At 46.7% G+C, this 16,271-nt stretch carries 15 protein-coding genes and 1 pseudogene; 10 read left to right on the top strand and 6 right to left on the bottom strand.

Going from position 1 to position 16,271, the window contains the following annotated elements; all coding sequences use genetic code 11:
- Positions 1–131 precede the first annotated feature (131 nt).
- From QT998_RS02830 to QT998_RS02855, 6 genes and pseudogenes are all read left to right on the top strand, one after another.
- Positions 132–623 (top strand): ureidoglycolate lyase, encoded by a 492-nt coding sequence (locus tag QT998_RS02830; protein ID WP_194065341.1) that lies wholly within the window; start codon positions 132–134, stop codon positions 621–623.
- 894 nt (positions 624–1,517) lie between these two features.
- Entirely contained in the window at positions 1,518–1,715 is a 198-nt protein-coding gene (locus QT998_RS02835) for a hypothetical protein (RefSeq protein ID WP_333117565.1), read from the top strand.
- Positions 1,716–1,837: 122 nt separating this feature from the next.
- A complete protein-coding gene (locus tag QT998_RS02840) occupies positions 1,838–2,290 on the top strand; it encodes a hypothetical protein (RefSeq protein ID WP_333117563.1) in 453 nt (150 codons plus the stop codon).
- Positions 2,291–2,388: 98 nt separating this feature from the next.
- A complete protein-coding gene (locus QT998_RS02845; RefSeq protein ID WP_333117561.1) occupies positions 2,389–2,850 on the top strand; it encodes a KGK domain-containing protein in 462 nt (153 codons plus the stop codon).
- Positions 2,851–2,917: 67 nt separating this feature from the next.
- Positions 2,918–3,094, top strand: a complete 177-nt coding sequence (locus tag QT998_RS02850) for a DUF4089 domain-containing protein (protein ID WP_333117559.1) — start codon at positions 2,918–2,920, stop codon at positions 3,092–3,094.
- 13 nt (positions 3,095–3,107) lie between these two features.
- A pseudogene (locus QT998_RS02855) lies at positions 3,108–4,566 on the top strand (AtzE family amidohydrolase).
- A gap of 8 nt (positions 4,567–4,574) precedes the next feature.
- Here QT998_RS02855 and rpsU read toward each other — a convergent pair.
- Complete coding sequence (gene rpsU / locus QT998_RS02860) at positions 4,575–4,769, bottom strand: 30S ribosomal protein S21 (protein WP_006632476.1); 195 nt, start codon at positions 4,767–4,769, stop codon at positions 4,575–4,577.
- 466 nt (positions 4,770–5,235) lie between these two features.
- A protein-coding gene (gene prfB / locus QT998_RS02865; protein WP_194071185.1) for a peptide chain release factor 2 occupies positions 5,236–6,352 on the bottom strand; the annotation gives its coding sequence in 2 pieces (ribosomal slippage) (positions 5,236–6,279 and positions 6,281–6,352; 1,116 coding nt in all).
- Positions 6,353–6,553: 201 nt separating this feature from the next.
- Between prfB and QT998_RS02870 the strand changes: the two genes are divergently transcribed.
- Entirely contained in the window at positions 6,554–7,300 is a 747-nt protein-coding gene (locus QT998_RS02870; protein ID WP_194012878.1) for a Uma2 family endonuclease, read from the top strand.
- An 84-nt stretch (positions 7,301–7,384) separates the two neighbouring features.
- On the opposite strand, the gene QT998_RS02875 is transcribed toward QT998_RS02870, so the two are convergent.
- Positions 7,385–8,968, bottom strand: coding sequence for a tetratricopeptide repeat protein (locus QT998_RS02875; protein WP_333118816.1), 1,584 nt, complete (start codon positions 8,966–8,968; stop codon positions 7,385–7,387).
- Between the two features lie 20 nt (positions 8,969–8,988).
- Between QT998_RS02875 and QT998_RS02880 the strand changes: the two genes are divergently transcribed.
- Positions 8,989–9,147: a hypothetical protein gene (locus QT998_RS02880; protein ID WP_333118814.1), complete on the top strand. Its 159-nt coding sequence runs from the start codon at positions 8,989–8,991 to the stop codon at positions 9,145–9,147.
- On the opposite strand, the gene QT998_RS02885 is transcribed toward QT998_RS02880, so the two are convergent.
- Positions 9,148–9,876, bottom strand: coding sequence for a Bax inhibitor-1/YccA family protein (locus tag QT998_RS02885; RefSeq protein WP_194071187.1), 729 nt, complete (start codon positions 9,874–9,876; stop codon positions 9,148–9,150).
- Between the two features lie 644 nt (positions 9,877–10,520).
- On the opposite strand from QT998_RS02885, the gene QT998_RS02890 reads away from it, so the two are divergent.
- Positions 10,521–10,850 carry a PEP-CTERM sorting domain-containing protein gene (locus tag QT998_RS02890; RefSeq protein ID WP_194071188.1) on the top strand — a complete coding sequence of 110 codons (330 nt, stop codon included), beginning with the start codon at positions 10,521–10,523 and terminating at the stop codon, positions 10,848–10,850.
- Positions 10,851–11,199: 349 nt separating this feature from the next.
- On the opposite strand, the gene bchD is transcribed toward QT998_RS02890, so the two are convergent.
- Together bchD and QT998_RS02900 are read right to left on the bottom strand one after the other, a co-directional pair.
- Complete coding sequence (gene bchD, locus QT998_RS02895; RefSeq protein WP_333118811.1) at positions 11,200–13,278, bottom strand: magnesium chelatase ATPase subunit D; 2,079 nt, start codon at positions 13,276–13,278, stop codon at positions 11,200–11,202.
- Between the two features lie 42 nt (positions 13,279–13,320).
- Complete coding sequence (locus tag QT998_RS02900; protein WP_333090416.1) at positions 13,321–14,604, bottom strand: sensor histidine kinase; 1,284 nt, start codon at positions 14,602–14,604, stop codon at positions 13,321–13,323.
- 204 nt (positions 14,605–14,808) lie between these two features.
- Between QT998_RS02900 and QT998_RS02905 the strand changes: the two genes are divergently transcribed.
- Entirely contained in the window at positions 14,809–16,146 is a 1,338-nt protein-coding gene (locus tag QT998_RS02905; protein ID WP_194070981.1) for an ArsB/NhaD family transporter, read from the top strand.
- The last annotated feature ends 125 nt before the right edge of the window (positions 16,147–16,271 follow it).

The raw sequence follows: 16,271 nt of genomic DNA on the forward strand, positions 1-16,271 counted from the left end.
TAGACGATCGAGAAAGCTAATTAGATTTTTTTTATTTTATTAACCGCAGAGGACGCTGAGGGCACTGAGAAGAGAGAGGGTTGCTGTATTAGAATGTTTTTGATGAATGCTGGGAGGGGCTGTTGGGATTTATGAGTGTATCGATTTCGACTAGGCGGTTATTGGCGCAATGGGTGACACCGGAAAATTTTCGGAGTTACGGTCAAGTTATTTTTGCGAGTGTTGATGGTAAGTCTTTTGATGCTGAGGATGCTCAATTAAGTTTGCAAAACGGTATTCCTAAATTTTACATTATGCGGTTGTACGAGAACGATCGCAAGTTTGGTAAAATTACTCGGCACGTTGAATGTACTCAGTGTTTGGGTTCTCTGGATGGGAAGAGTTGGTTGATGGCTGTTGCGCCTCCTGGAAATAGCGATAAACCGAGTTTGGAGGATATTGTTGCTTTTCGGATTCCTGGCAGTTGTTTTATTAAGTTAGAGGTGGGAACTTGGCACGCTGGGCCTTATGTTGAGGCGGATTTTGTGGATTTTTACAATCTTGAGTTGAGAGATACTAATGTGGTTGACCATTTCAGTTTTGATTTTGTGAAGCATTACAATCTGGAGTTTGAGATTGTCTGAATAAACTCACATATTGGATTTAATAAATGACGGTCGTACTTACTAGGAACCAGTAGGTAAATAGGCTATTTTTGAATAAAAGTACAACAGAGTTATGCGCCAATGTCGTTTGTTTGGTGCGGGCGATCGCCAAATGGTAATATTGCGATCGATGATGATATCGTGTCCGGTATATTGCCGGAATTCTGATTGTTTCGCAGTGCGGACGACCGTCCGTTCTCTTGTCGCGCACGGTCGTCCGCACTACCAACCTTTTTTGTGACGGTAATCGACCGATTTTATCTGATACAAGGCTGGACTGTGGCCCCTCATCTCGGAACTTAGTTAACGCGAAATTAACATTCAAAGCAATTTAGTTGTTCCTCTGTTTGTAAATTAGCATAACTTTAGTTATTAGGATAATCTTTGTGCTTTGAATTTGATACAAATTTTGCAAATATTGCGATATTTTTTATGGTTAATCTTTTGATTAATGTCACTTTACAATGTCGTAATATCACCGATTCTAAGCGCCGACACTGAGGCAGGTTAAGGAGTTGTAGCAACATGACTTTGACGCAAGTTTGGGATGCCACGGCGCGCAATATCCGTGGTACACTTTGGCAAATGCTAATATATTGGATATCGCTCACAGGATGGTTAATAATTTTAAAATAACGGAAATGTATGAACTAAAATCTTGTTTAAGCATAGTAAATTTTATACTAGTAAACTTTTATAAATTTCCGAGGAAATCTACGAAATTAATGTGGAAAAATCTGCTTTTTTATACTATGCCATCAGGATGCGTGTGGGGGTTCGGTATGTAATTTCGGGAAAGTTGCTGGCGGAAACAGTATCAGCTAAAATTTGTTTTTATGATATTTGACAAATTACATTAGAAACTGTTAAATTATGACTCAAGGTGCTATTCCCGATGAAACTCCGAGAAATTTGGTAGAACAACTGCTGCTGCAAGATGCTAAGGCTGGTAATTGCATAGTGATTCATTGCGGTACAGATAGATTATTGGGAGATGCGCCGAGACTGATTGCTGTTTATGGCGGAAATGCTGAATACTGGGATAAAATGACAAGCATTGAGGCTTTTTAAATTAATGGAGCTTCCGTACAAGTTCATTGGTTTCGGAACAGTCAGACTCTTCAAAATGTGGAGTTTAAGTTCAAGCGACAGTATCCCAAAACAGCCCCTAAAAATCTGTAGGTAATCAAGTTATGAAAATTCGTTGTATTGCTAAGACAGGTGAATTTCTTCCTGAAGAATATATAGATCCGCCACGCGGTTACACTAGAAAGGTTGAGTTACCGCTAACTATAGGCAAGGAATATGTTGTTTATGCTATCCGAGAATGGAAAGGGACTATTTGGTACTACATCTGCAATGATAATTATAGCTATTATCCCATCCATAATCCGGCGCCGATGTTTGAAGTGGTTGACAGCAGAATTTCTAAGTATTGGCGGTTTGAACTTGCGCCCAATGGATTGTTAATGATAGCTTTTGAGCAGTGGTTTACTGACCCTTATTTTTATGATAAGCTGACGGATCAGGAAGAGGCGGAGGTGGAGATTTTTGAGAAGGTTAAGGAATTGATGGATGCTGAGGATTTTACTTTGCCTCCGTTGGAGGTTGCCGTTGATAAGTTGCGGGAAACTGTCAGTGTTTGAGTTGGAAAAGTGCGATAGTCAATTTATTTCTTTACCAGCTTGACTCAGATAGCTTGAAATGGTATCAAATAGGAATCAGAAGAATTTGGTGAAATAAAATGAACGAAAAAAATGAAATCAACAGAAGCTATGAGATACTAGATGGCGATGATGATGTTTTGTTATTGGATAAAGCTACTTTTACGGTGCGGAGGTTTAAAGAGCTAGTCGTTAAGAAGTTTGATTATATACTAAATTATATCGAGGCAGTAGAAAAGGAATCTCGCAATAAATCGATATCTTATTGGATGCAATCTCTGTCGATTAATGAAGAAACAACAATTCGTGCAGGGGATATAAACTGGAGTTCCCCTCAAGAAGGAATCGATTGTAAAATTCTCAAGATTGGTGCAAAAGGTTGGCAAAAAGGAAAGCTTAAAATTGAAGTTAATACAAGTTTTCAGTCTGGAAAAACTCAGACATCTATAAAGTTTTGTCCTGATGAACCACTAGAGCCAAAATCTCCTTTAGATGATATCAGACAATCCGAGGAATACAAAAAACTGAGCAATAATAACTGACAAGCCGATCGCGATTACAATACAAGAATCGATCGCACACCGCTACACTTCTCAGGAAAAATAAAATATGGTAAATATAGAAGAATATGTCGATCGCACCGCCGAACTGATAAACTTACCCTTAGACCCGGAACACCGCCCCGGTGTTGTGGTAAACTTCGAGAGAATAGCTGCGATCGCCCAACTCGTTACTGAATTCCCCCTGCCCCACGAAATCGAAGCTGCGCCAGTGTTTGAACCCTGATTTTTAACCGCAGATGAACGCAGATGAACGTAAATTTTTAGCACAAGCGGATGCAGTCGCCACAGCATCAGCGGTTAAAAGTGGTAAAATTACAGCGACAGCGGTTGTGACTGCGGCATTAGAACGAATTGCCGATCGAGATAACGTCCTCAATTGCTTTACTGCAATCACCGCCTCAAGCGCACTCGCAGCAGCCGAAAATATAGATAATTCGATCGCAAATAACGAAAACCCAGGCCCTTTAGCAGGCGTTCCCTTCGCTGTCAAAAACCTGTACGACATCGGCGGAATTACTACTCTAGCAGGGTCAAAAATCAACGCTGACAATCCTCCGGCTACCCAGGACGCGGCTGTGGTCGCCAGACTCAAACAAGCCGGGGCCGTGCTCGTGGGTACGCTCAACATGGACGAGTACGCCTACGGTTTCGTCACCGAAAACAGCCACTACGGGCCGACTCGCAATCCCCGCGATACTGCGCGCATCGCCGGCGGTTCCAGTGGCGGTTCCGCAGCAGCAGTCGCCGCCGGTTTTGTACCCATCACTCTCGGTTCCGATACTAACGGTTCCATCCGCGTACCGGCTGCTTTGTGCGGTGTCTTTGGGTTTAAGCCTACTTACGGTCGTTTGTCGAGGGCTGGGGCTTGTTTATTTTCGAGTAGTTTGGATTGTGTGGGGCCGTTTGGGCGATCGATCGGAGACATCGCGCTGCTGTACGATGTCCTGCAAGGCCCTGATTCTCGCGACCCAGTTTGCACTCAACGCCCGCCAGAACTTTGTTCGCCGCAGTTAAATCAAGGCATCGAAGGATTGCGAATTGCTGTTGCTGACGGGTATTTCGCCACAGGGGCCGAACCGGAAGCAATGGAGGCTGTAGAAATAGTTGCTAAAGCCTTGACAAATGTTTTAAATTGTGGTATAAGCACAGAAAAAACAACAAACCCCCCAAAAATAGGGGGGCTTGCAACTGTCACCATACCGGAATCCGATCGCGCCAGGGCTGCGGCATTTATCATTACCGCTTGCGAGGGGGGAAACTTGCATTTGGACAATTTGCGATCGCGCCCTCAAGACTTCGATTCTGCCACGCGCGATCATTTTTTAGCGGGAACCCCGATCCCTGCCACTTGGTACGTGCAAGCGCAGAGATTCAGACAGTGGTATCGAACTCGAATTGCGAAATATTCCAACATACAAATATGATTCTCGCACCCGCAACCCCGATCGCGCCTCCTGAAATTGGTGTCGAGAAAACGGTCGTCGCCGGACAAGAAATATTAGTGTGTCCTAATCTGGGACTGTTCACCCAACCCTATCATTTATAGGCTTGCCCGTTCTTTGGGTGTCCCTACAGCGGCCCGACGCTTTGCCCTTGGGGGTACAAATTATCGATGCTCCCTACAGCGAAGCGGTGATTCTCCGAGTCGCTGCGGTACTAGAATCGCAAGGCATTATATCTGCCGAATCAATTTAGTGCTATTTCTAGGGTTTGTTGTTGCGGTGGAAGCGTCTCTTAGTGCGTCTGGCAATAGCTTTGCGCTTCTGCTTTTCGAGGGGGGTTTCAAAGTGGCGGTGTTTTCTCATGTCGGGGAAAATTCCCGCTTTGGAAACTTGTCGCTTAAACCGTCGTAGGGCTGACTCAATCCCTTCATTTTCGCCGATTACAACTTGGGTCATTATTTCTCCTGTGGTTCGTTAGATCAAGTTTTATCATATCAAGGTTTCTGGCTGCGCGATCTGTTGGATGTCGGGCGATCGGCCAAAAACCTTAAAATTATACCAAATCTGCTGCTAAGTTGTTGCGCTTCTAGATAGTTGGGGAGAGGGGGAGAGGGGGAGAGAGGGGGAGAGGGGGAGAGAGGGGGAGAGAGGGGGAGAGAGGGAGAGAGAGGGGGAGAGGGGGAGAGGGGGAGAGAGGGGGAGAGTATTTTTCCCTGTTCCCTGTTCCCTGTTCCCTGTTCCCTGTTCCTTCTGACTACTGACTATTGACTACTGACTATTGACTACTGACTACTGACTATTGACTACTGACTACTGACTACTGACTACTGACTACTGACTATTGACTACTGACTATTGACTACTGACTACTGACTACTGACTACTGACTATTGACTACTGACTATTGACTACTGACAACTGACTACTGACTATTGACCACCTGATTTTCCTGCCGCAGATAAGCTTGAATGAACGGTTCTAATTCGCCATTCATCACATCTAGGATGGCGGTTGTTTCCACCCCAGTCCGCAAATCCTTGACCATTTGATAGGGGTGAAAAACGTAGTTGCGAATTTGGTTGCCCCAAGCTGCCTCTACCATGTCGCCGCGAATCTCGGCAATTTCCGAAGCCCGCTGTTCCTTAGCAATCACCAACAGCCTAGCCTTGAGTAATGCCAAAGCTTTTTCCTTATTTTGCAACTGACTGCGTTCTTCGGTACAGCGGACGGCCAAACCAGTGGGAAGGTGAACGATGCGGACGGCCGTTTCTACCTTGTTAACGTTTTGTCCGCCCTTGCCGCCTGCGCGGGAAGTTGTGATTTCTAAGTCTTTTTCTGGGATATCCAATTGTACGGATCGATCGAGCACCGGCATCACTTCGACGCCCGCAAAACTGGTTTGACGCTTGTCATTCGCGTTAAAAGGCGAAATTCTGACCAAACGGTGAGTGCCTTTTTCCGATCGCATATAACCGTAAGCGTAGCGGCCGACAATTTCCAAAGAAGCTGATTTAACACCTGCTTCCTCTCCCTCGGAAATTTCCATTAAATGTACTTTGTAACCTTGACTTTCCCCCCAGCGGGTGTACATCCGCAGCAGCATTTCGGCCCAATCTTGAGCATCCGTGCCGCCCGCCCCGGCGTTAATTGTCAAGACTGCGCCGCCTTCGTCGTAGGGGCCCGATAGTAATTGTTGCAGTTCCCACAGGTCGAGTTCGCGGGTTAATTGAGCAAGACTCGATGAGGCTTCTTGGAACAAAGACTCGTCGGCTTCTAACTCCAGCAGTTCTAAAATAGCTCTAGCGTCTTCTAGGCTAGTCTGCCAGCCGCGGTATTGGTCTAAATGAGATTTGAAGTTGTTGAGTTCTTGGAGGGTTTCTTGAGCTCTATCCTGGTCGTCCCAAAATGCTGGTTGGGCACAGATTTGCTCTAAGTCTTGGATTTTGGCTGTGAGTGCGGGGATGTCAAAGATAGTCCTGGGTGGTACCCAGTCGATCGGACAATGTTTCGATATCGTGCTTGATGTCTAGAACTTCCACTGTGAGTTTTCCTAGTTGTGGGGTGTATTTTTGAGTTTAGCTGAAATTGCGCTCTTTCAACAAAATGTTATGACTTCTTCCTGATTAGATATAGTGCGAACCTGTTGAATTAAAAACTTTACCGCATTAAAAATTCAAGATTCAAAAAAAAGTTGCTATAATCTAAAATCAGGTTAACGATCTCGATGGAAGTTAACTGCCATGATTTCCCCAGAACTTAAATTGAGCTTGCCGTCCACCGAAGACCTGCCCTGTTCGGACGATACCCCTGTGGATAACGAAGACCAGAATTTGCTGCCGAACCTACTGTTGTTTGTCTTGATCGGTATTTGGTCCGATCGCATGGATTGGTACTTTGGGGTAGATATGGCGGTGTATCACACTACAGGAATCAGTCCCAAAGTGCCTGTCGTCCCGGACGGATTTCTCAGTTTGGGGGTGGAGCGCCGAAAAGGAGGCAAATCTCGCCGCAGCTATGCTGTCTGGGAAGAAAACGAGGTTGTGCCGATTTTAGCGTTGGAAATGGTGTCTCACAAACCGGGTGGGGAGTACGACGATAAGATGTCGATTTATGCCGGGTTAGGGGTTTTGTACTACATTATTTACAACCCCGAATTTTGGCGGCGCGATCGGCATCAACCGTTTGAAGTGTACAAGCTGATTGACGGGCAATACAGGCAGCAGATTGGCGAACCCTATTGGATGCCAGAAGTGAGACTGGGCATAGGGCGCTCTGGGCAAGTTATTGGGGGCATCGAGCAAGAAATTCTGGTTTGGTACGACGAGTCAGGAAATGTCTATCCCTTGCCGGATGCAGCGGCAGGGCAGATGCGCGAGGAGTTGAGGGTAGAACGACAGCGAGCTGAGGTTCAACAGCAGCGGGCCGAACGCCTAGCTGAGTATTTGCGATCGCAAGGTATCGATCCCGATAACCTGCCTGAATCGTGACATGAAATTCGATCGCTTCACCGCATTCTTCCTTCTTTCTTGTAACTAATGACTAATGACTAATGACTGATGACTAATGACTTCTTAAATATACTGCGAACCTGTGGAATTGAAGGCTTTACCGCATTCGTGAGCGCATACGTCCAACCTTTTGGAACATGAAAAATTTTTTGTGAGGTCTTCGCGAAACCAATCACAGGCGATCGCCTCTTTCACTGATTTAGTTCTGAGAGAATTAAATCCATTGCCGTACTTTTCAATTAAAGCCAGCATTTGGGGTCTGTAAGTGTCGTTATAAACAGCGTATTTAGTATGGCTGACCCAACAGCAAGGCCAAAGTTCCGCTTCAAAAGAAATAAAAATCTCTTTGGTGGCTTGAGTTTGGCAGCTAATTTCTACATTGCGGTAGTAATTATTTAGGCTACCAAATGTTTCTACAGCTTTGATAAATTGGTCTCCCTGTGGATTTTTATATTGTTCCAATGATGGGGGTTGGAGTTCTTCGCTGGCTGGCTGTGATGGGATAGGCTGAGTTTGAGCTGGTGCTTGAGAGGTTTCGATAGCTATAGCTTGATACCAAGCATAATTTGCTTTTTCTGGTTGCCCCAACTGCGTCAAAACTCTAGCTAAATTGCGATAAGCTCCGGCAAAATTGGGTTTAAGCTCGATCGCCTTTTGGTAATAAGCACTAGCTGGCTGCCACTGTTGCTGTTGAGCGTAAAGACTGCCGACATTAGCATAAACTTCGGGAAAATTAGGCTGAATTTTCAGTGCGTTTGTATAGCAGTCGGCTGCTGCTTGCATCTTCCCCATAGCTTGGAAAGCATTGCCTAAAGTTTTACAGGCTGCTGCAAAGTTAGGTTGAATTTTTAGGGCTTGTTGGCAGGCTGCGATCGCCTCTGAGAGCTGTCCTTGTTTCAAACAGTCCTCCCCTTGTCGGTGCAGCCCAACAGCCGTCTGTGTTTGATTTTGAGGGGCTGACGCATTAGTTGTTGCTGGTTGGTTGGGGCGATCGCTCTTAGCATCTACCTGAGAGTTTTTTCCCTGCTGAAGCTGTTGATTTGCGGACTCTTTGTCATAAATTTCTTTTGCTACAAAACGAGAGGTAGCTTTCGGTACAAACTCGACAAATCCTAATTCTTGGGCTAAATCCCTGGCTGCTTCTACTTGGTGCTGGTTGTGTTCAAATATCAAGTAGTGCCAGACAGCTTTTCCGCCCGCTTGGATAAAGGCTTTAACAGATTGCATTATCCTGTCCCAGTTGGTATTTTGGCGGTAAATGCTGTTAGTATCAGCCAATCCGTCGATGCTAAAAATTACGCGATCGTTTTCTCCTGTCATCGCCTGCGCCAGGGCTTGCCACCAGTGGGGGTTGCGCCCGCTACCGTTGGTGTACAGGCAGATTTTAGGAACTCCCATCCGATGCAAATATTCGATCGCCCCAATTGTAGTATTGCTAGTCATAGCATCGCCGTAGTTGCCACACATATAGATCAAATCCAACTGAGAGCAAAACTCTTGTGGGAAAATTCTCTCAATATCCTCCATCTTTAATTCCGCCCCCGGCAAAATCGGGTTGTCGGTGCGGGGACATTGGGGACAAGCGGCATTGCACCGGGAAGTAATTTCTACGCTGACTATCCTGATATCTTCATATTTTAAGTACATAACTGTTATTAAATTGAGTTGTGATTAATTTTGAAATCGCGATCGACAGAATTAGTCGAATCAATCTCAACTATAAAATCTCAAATCGACCGATCGCTCTCTTGGTTGTAAATCTTAATCAAAAACCGCAGCCGGATGTCGATCGAGCTGCGGTTGTTTTTAAGCTAAACTGGCGTTGATTAATCGCGGCCGTTGATAGCAATCAGCAGGCGCAGAATGAAGATGAACAAGTTGATGTAGGTCAAGTACATCGACAAAGCTGCAGGCAAATACTGGTCGTCGCGGTAGCTGCGGGGTAGTATGTAAAAATCGACGATCGCAGCGCCAGCAAAGATAAACACGCCGATGCCGGAAATGCCAATTTCTAACCAGGTTGGGGTGTAGACTCCAAATAGAGAGAGTAGAAATTGACCGCCAACGACGACTAACAAAGCAATCACACCTAAACTGATGGTTTTGGTGATGGCCATGCCGTCTTCTTCCGACAAGTTGGAACCAATTTGGCGGGCGGCGATAAAGGTAATGCCGCAGCCTAGGGCTGCAAAACCGATGCCGCCGATGCCCACACCTTCGGATCTGAGGGCTGTAAACACCAATCCACTGAGGGTGTAGCCGGAAAGCAGGCTGTAGGTTGCCAGGAGGGGTAAGGCGGTACTATTGTTGCCTTTTTCGGCGACACCGCGAGCGACAAAGAATAAAACTAATTCTAGGACGATCGCGGCGATGAATGTGGGAAAAAAGATTCCCGGATAGTTGCGAATGACTCCGAGGCCGCCGTAGGTGCCGACAGCGGTTAAGACAAGTCCGCCACCGACGAAGGGGAGGGCGTTGGAGATGACGTTGGGGCCTACCAGTGCGTGGTTTTTGGCCTCGCGCACGGCTTCGCGGAAATTGCTGGTGTTACTCACGAGGATTTACCTAATGTTGGCTGAGAGTTGATATTTTGGGACTTGCGCGCGGCAAAAGAAACCGGGTATGCACGAAAATACGCGGGTTTGAACCTGTAGTTATGGTGAAAAAGCCAGTTTCTCACGCGGCGCGCAAGTCTTGTATTTCTATTCTGACAGCTTTACCCTGTGTTTGCAAAACCAAGCCGAGTTTAAAGATTTGATAAAGAACCGGGGTGAAATCACTCCCAAGTAGGAAACCATTGTTTATAATCGACTGCGTACATGGTGTGCAGTCTGGCTGCCGCGCCGGAATTAGCACAGTCTAATAGGATTGTCTGACGCCACAGAGATATTCTTTAACTTAATTAACAGGTTGATGTCAAGGTCGATCGAATCGCAGATGGCACAGGTGAATAAATTTGGGATTTTAGATTTGCGATTTGCGATTGAAAGCTTTATGCTAAAGGGAGGGGGCACAGTTGATTTGAGGTTTTTGATGGCCGGCAAGAGTTGAAACTAGGGAGAGAGAATCTCCACAATTTAAAATCTCAAACCTGAAATCGGTTCGGTTAGTTGCACCTGGTAGCTCAGACAGGGAATTTCAAGAAAATTAATGAATAAATTTAGTTCGTACCGACCAAATTCTCAACAGGTAATGTCTAATGCTCACCTTTTTTGCTCGTAAATTATTGTCACCCGCAGCCGGAATTCTTTTGGCTGCTACTGCGGTGATTTCCGTTGGCCAAGCTGCTTTTGCAGGTAATGTCGGAGACGTTTCTGTCGCTGCTGCATCGCAGGGTTCTGAATATTGGCTGCTGGCTCAGGTTGGTCAACCCCCCCAAGGTACAACTTCTCCGAGCCCGAACCCGGTAAAGGTAAACCGGGCACCCGGGCCTGTGAAAATTCCCGAACCTTCGACGGTGGTAGGGTTGGGTTTAGTGGCGGGTTCGCTGGCGGTGACTCGCCGGAGAGCGAGAGTCGGACGATTTTAGATTGGGAGTCAGTAATATGAGGTGCTAGGAGTGGGCATGGGGCTCCGTGGCCCGCGCAGGGCGGAGCGAAGCGGAGGGATGGGGCATGGGCAGGATTGGAATGAACCCACCTCACCAAGCTTGAGAACCGCTATAGCCTTTTCAGGTATTCGTGCAAGAGTAAGCTGTTTTGCATTTAAATTGAATGTCAAAAAAAATCCCCTTCTTGTGGGGAGTAGGGGTTGGGCAGGAGAGCCCGCCCTGAACATAGGATTTAAATCTCCGACAGCTTAATTCTGACTTCTGACTCCTGACTCCTGACTTCTAGCCTTAACGAAAAGACTTTTTCAACCAGCCCTGTTTAAGGATTTTAGCCGATCGCATCCCTCAAAGCATTTTTAGTCATAGCTGCGATCGACTGTTCAGTAGCTTTCGGCAAATGATAGTATTTCCCGCCAGAAGTCTTGGCCAACTCCTTCGCAAAGCCGGTCGAAATGAATTTGCTCTCAGTGTCAATCACCAGCAACTGCATTCCCAGGCCGCGAATTTTGGCAGCAATTTCTAACAATTCCTGCTTAATATCAGGCTTTTCTCCATCTAAAATCGGTTCGCCCAAAGAACGGGCCAAAGGAATATTACCGCGCCCGTCAGTAATCGCGACAATCGCCACTTGACCGATATCTCCCGACTGCCGCGCATTGACTCCCACGCGCACCGCCTGCGTCAAACCGTGGGCCAGCGGCGAACCACCGCCGCAGGGCAGCCGTTCCAAACGCTTGCGGGCCAAGGCTATCGAGCGAGTAGGCGGCAGCAATACTTCTGCTTGTTCTCCGCGAAACGGAATCAGCGCCACTTGGTCGCGGCTTTGATAAGCTTCGGTGAGTAGCTGCATGACAGCACCTTTGGCGGACTGCATCCGGTTGAGGGCCATCGAACCCGAAGCATCCACGACAAATACCACTAGAGCCCCTGCTTTTCTGGCCAAGCGCTTTGCCCGAATGTCTCCCTGTTCCACAAATACGCGCTTCTCTCGATTTGGACTCTCGCCGGCGGTGGGTTCCTGGTCATAATTCCTGTCGCGGCGGGCTTTTTGGTAGGGTGCGGCGGCTCTGAGGGTAGCATCTACAGCGATGCGGCGGACGGGGCCTTTGGGCAATACTGGCTTGACGTAACGACCTCTATCTTCCGAGAAAATGGTGCTTCTGCTGCCGGATTTGCCTTGGCGGTTGGCGTTCTGCGCGAAGAACAGCACGTCGGGGTCGAGAATTACGCCTTCGGGGTCAAAGAGAAATTCTTCGGGAATGTTGGTTTCTTCTTGTTCTTCGGGAGGTTGGTCTTCTTTGTCTTCTTCTTCCTCTTCTTCTTCTTGTTCTTGTTCCGATTGTTCTTGGGGTGGCGGTGGCGGTGGCGGTGGCGGTGGGTTTTCGTCTGGGGGAGTTTGGACGATGGTGGCGCGGGGTACGATGACGAGTTCTACGGCGCGGCGCAAATCTTCGGCGTTAACTTCTGTGCGTCCTTCGATGGCGGCGGCGGCTTTGGCGACGCGACAGGCGAAGATTTCGGCGCGGTGTCCTTGGACTCCGCCGCGCAGGGCTTCTTCTACTAAGTAGGCAATTTGTTCGCGGCTGATGGTAACATCTTTGAGCCATTCTCTGGCGAGGATGATTTGGGTTTTGAGGTTGTCGGTGTCTTCGGTGTATTGGTTGAGAAATTCTTGGGGGGAACTGGAGTAGGATAGGGCTTGTTCTACTGCGTATACTCTTTCTTCTAGTTCGAGTGCTGCGTCGGCGGAAAGTACGATCGCGATGCGATCGAGCAAATGTTCTCTGAGCGACCCTTCTTCGGGATTGTAGGTGGCAATGAATAGAGGTTTGCAGGGGTGTTGGAAGCTGATGCCTTCGCGTTCTATTTGGTTGCGACCTTCGGTTAATACTGTTAGCAATTGGTTGGAAATGTTGTCATCGAGCAGGTTGATTTCGTCTACGTAAAGTACGCCTCGATTTGCTTGGGCTAAAAGTCCCGGTTGAAATACGGTTTTGCCAAATTTTACTGATTGTTCGACATCGACAGAACCTAAGAGTCGGTCTTCGGTGACACCCAAAGGAATTTGAATGAAAGGTGCGGGAATAATTTCTGTATTTGGGGAGTTAGTATTTGTGGTGTGGGCATCTTGCCCGTTTTCTTCTAATATAAAAGATGTCTGTTCTGCAATGTTTTCATCGGGTTCGGCGTTGCAAAAAGAGTCTTTAACAATTTCAATTGGTGGCAGTAGGGAATGCAGGGCGCGGGCCATTACTGATTTTGCGGTACCGCGGCGACCGGCGATCGCCACTCCTCCCAATCCGGGATCTACTGCTGCTAAAAGCAGGGCTAATTTGATTGCTGCTTGCCCGACTACGGCGGTGAGGGGAAAGGCGGTTGTGGAAAAGCTAAGGTTGGCTGCGGGCATAGGATTTTCTGATGTTCGGATCTAAAATTTTGAACTTAATTTTTAGCTTACTACTTGAAGTATTTTAACTTCTAAAGGGAGAATTACGGTAAAAGTTGAGCCGACTCCGATTTCTGATACTACCTCTATTTGACCTTGCAAAAGCGTGACTAGCCGCGATACTATGGCTAATCCCAGGCCGGTGCTGTCGGGGGGATACTGCTGTTTGCGGGCTTCTCCTGCTTGAAAAAAGGGGTCAAAGATGCGGTTGGTATCTTCGGGGGCGATGCCGATACCTGTATCTGCAATGGCGATCGTCCAATTTGCTTCTCCAGCGCGGCTGCAACTTAATTCAATGCTACCAGATTCTGTATAGCGAATGGCATTACTCAGAAGGTTGGTGACAATTTGTTGCAGCCGCTGTCCGTCGGCGACTACTTGTTTGGGGGCGCAGTCGCTGGTAACAGCAAGTTTTAGTCCTTTAGCATCAGCAATTGGCTGCATCATTTCTACTACGGAGTTAATTAGAGATTGTACATTAGTTTGCCGCAGGTTAAGTTTAATTTTGCCGGCATCGGCGCGAGCAAGTTCTAGGGCGTCGTTAATCAGGCGCAACAACTGTCTGCCGTTACGCAATACTCGCTCGATGTGTTCGATGCCGGGGAGGGTATCTTTGATTTCTGTTTGCGCCCTTCCTTTTCGCAAAAATAGCTCTGAATAACCGATGATTGAGTTGAGAGGTGTTTTGAGTTCGTGAGCTAAATAGGAAAGGTTTTCTTGGTTGACGCTGACGAGGCGATTGAGTTCTTGATTTGTGAGTTGTAACTGACTTTGGATTTGTTGGAGTTCCCGAAGCTTCTGAGCGACGTAGCTATTGAAACACTGGGCAATTGCTTCGTCTATTACGGCATCGATGAGGCGAAAAGCTTTGAATACTTCGGCAGTGGTTCCTGCTAGCAATTCTGCTTCTAATTCTGAGAATATTACTTGACGCAATAAATGGTATTCCCTGGCTACTTCTGCGGAGTCGTAGCCTTGTTCGGCTCTAAGAAGTCCGTGATCTAAACTGGCTTCAATTATTACCTTTATGTCGCTGTTGCGATATTGGGAAAGCAATGCGGCCATCGCCGCCAACAAATGGGGTATGTGATTTTTGATCGCTGAGTGCGTTAAGGTGTCTGCACTTTCAATGTTCCGATCCTGACGTACTGCTTCAATCCAGTTTTTAAGGATCGTATCGGTTTTATCGGCGAGCATTTGGCTGTAGTCCATGATGTCTGCGTGGGGGTTGAGTTTGGCAGATATTGCCCATGCTTCATTGTAGTTGAGCGATCGCCCGATCGCCATATCAAACTTCGGGCGATCGCAACCCTGCTAAAAGAAGTAGTTTTGAGGTGATTTTTCCCCCGTGCTGCTCTCTCCATGACTAGATCCCAGCTTTTTTATGCCAAAAGTGACACTTAAACGTCTTGACAGAAGAGCTTAAAAGTAGTATGTTCGCTGACAACCAGAGGTTTTAATTTTTAAGCTTTAGTTTTGTCAGGGGACTAAATGGAAAACGTGCAAGCTGCGATCGCTGCGGCAACATTTATCGGTGTAGTTTTCTTAATAATTACAGAATGGATACACCTGACAGTTGCGGCATTTTTGGGAGCGCTGATTCTGGTTTTTACCCACGTGATGACGTTAAATAATGCGATCGAATATATCGGTCGCAGTCACGGAACCCTGGGTTTATTTTTTGGAGTCATGGTCATGGTGAGAGCCTTTGAGCCGACCAAAGTATTCGATTATTTGGCAACTCAAATGGTGCTGTTGGCGAAAGGAAAAGGCAAAAATTTGTTGCTGGGTATTGTGGCGATTACTACCCCGATTTGTGCAGTTTTGCCCAATGCTACCACAGTCATGCTGCTAGCACCATTAATTCCGCCAATGGCGCAAGAAGTGGGTGTCGATTTTGTACCATTACTAATTTTAATGGTATTTGTAGCCAATAGTTCGGGACTGCTGACAATCGTGGGAGATCCGGCGACATTCATTGTAGGCGATGCGATTAATATGAGCTTTGCCGATTACCTGATGAAATTAAGTTTAGGCGGCGCAATTGCCGTAGGAGTAATAGTCATTCTTCTGCCGTGGTTGTTCCCCGAAATCTGGCACAAAGAATTAGAGGATTTGGCACACTTGCCACATCCCAAAATTAATCACCCGCGAGTTTTAGGAGTGGGCGGCTTAATCATAGCTTTTGTGCTGCTATTTTTTGTTGTGGGAGAGTCTCTGCCCGTGCCACTTTCACCAGCAGCCGTTGCTTTGTTGGGGGCTGGTTTGGCAATGCTTTTAGCTCACCACTCCAAGATAGATTCTGTCAACAATATTTTGCGGGATTTAGATTGGAGTACGCTGCTATTTTTCATGTCTACTTTTGTACTGATTGGGGGTTTAGAAAAAACTGGAGTGATTGCCAGTATATCGGGAATTCTAGCAGTGATTTTGGGTAAAAATATTTTTTTGGGTTCGCTAAGTTTGTTATTTTTTGTGGGTTTAATGTCCAGCGTGGTGCCGAACATTCCGCTAGTGGTGGCGATGGTCCCTTTGCTCAAACAGTATGTTGTTAACATCGGGTTAGCCCCTGTGGAAGTCCTAGATCCCGATTTTGCAGGGCAGTTTCCTCTGGAGGTATTACCGCTGTTTTATGCGATGATGTACGGGGCAACTTTAGGAGGAAATGGCACTTTGGTAGGAGCTTCTTCTAATATAGTTGCAGCAGGAATTTCTGAATTGCATGGCAGGCGGATTTCTTTTCAAACTTTTCTGCGTTACGGGCTTCCTGTGATGGCGTTGCAATTGGTGGTGGCTGCTATTTATGTAACTATTCGGTTTCTGATTTGAAGGAACAGGGAACCGGGAACAAGAGCGATGTGAAGAGAAATTGGTTGGTAATATCAAAGTATCTAAAATCGCCATTAAACGAGTTACGCATCACCTCTATATTGCAGGTTTGCAATGGGTACCTT

The sequence above is a fragment of the Microcoleus sp. S1D4 genome (assembly GCF_036700765.1).
Lineage (GTDB): Bacteria > Cyanobacteriota > Cyanobacteriia > Cyanobacteriales > Microcoleaceae > Microcoleus.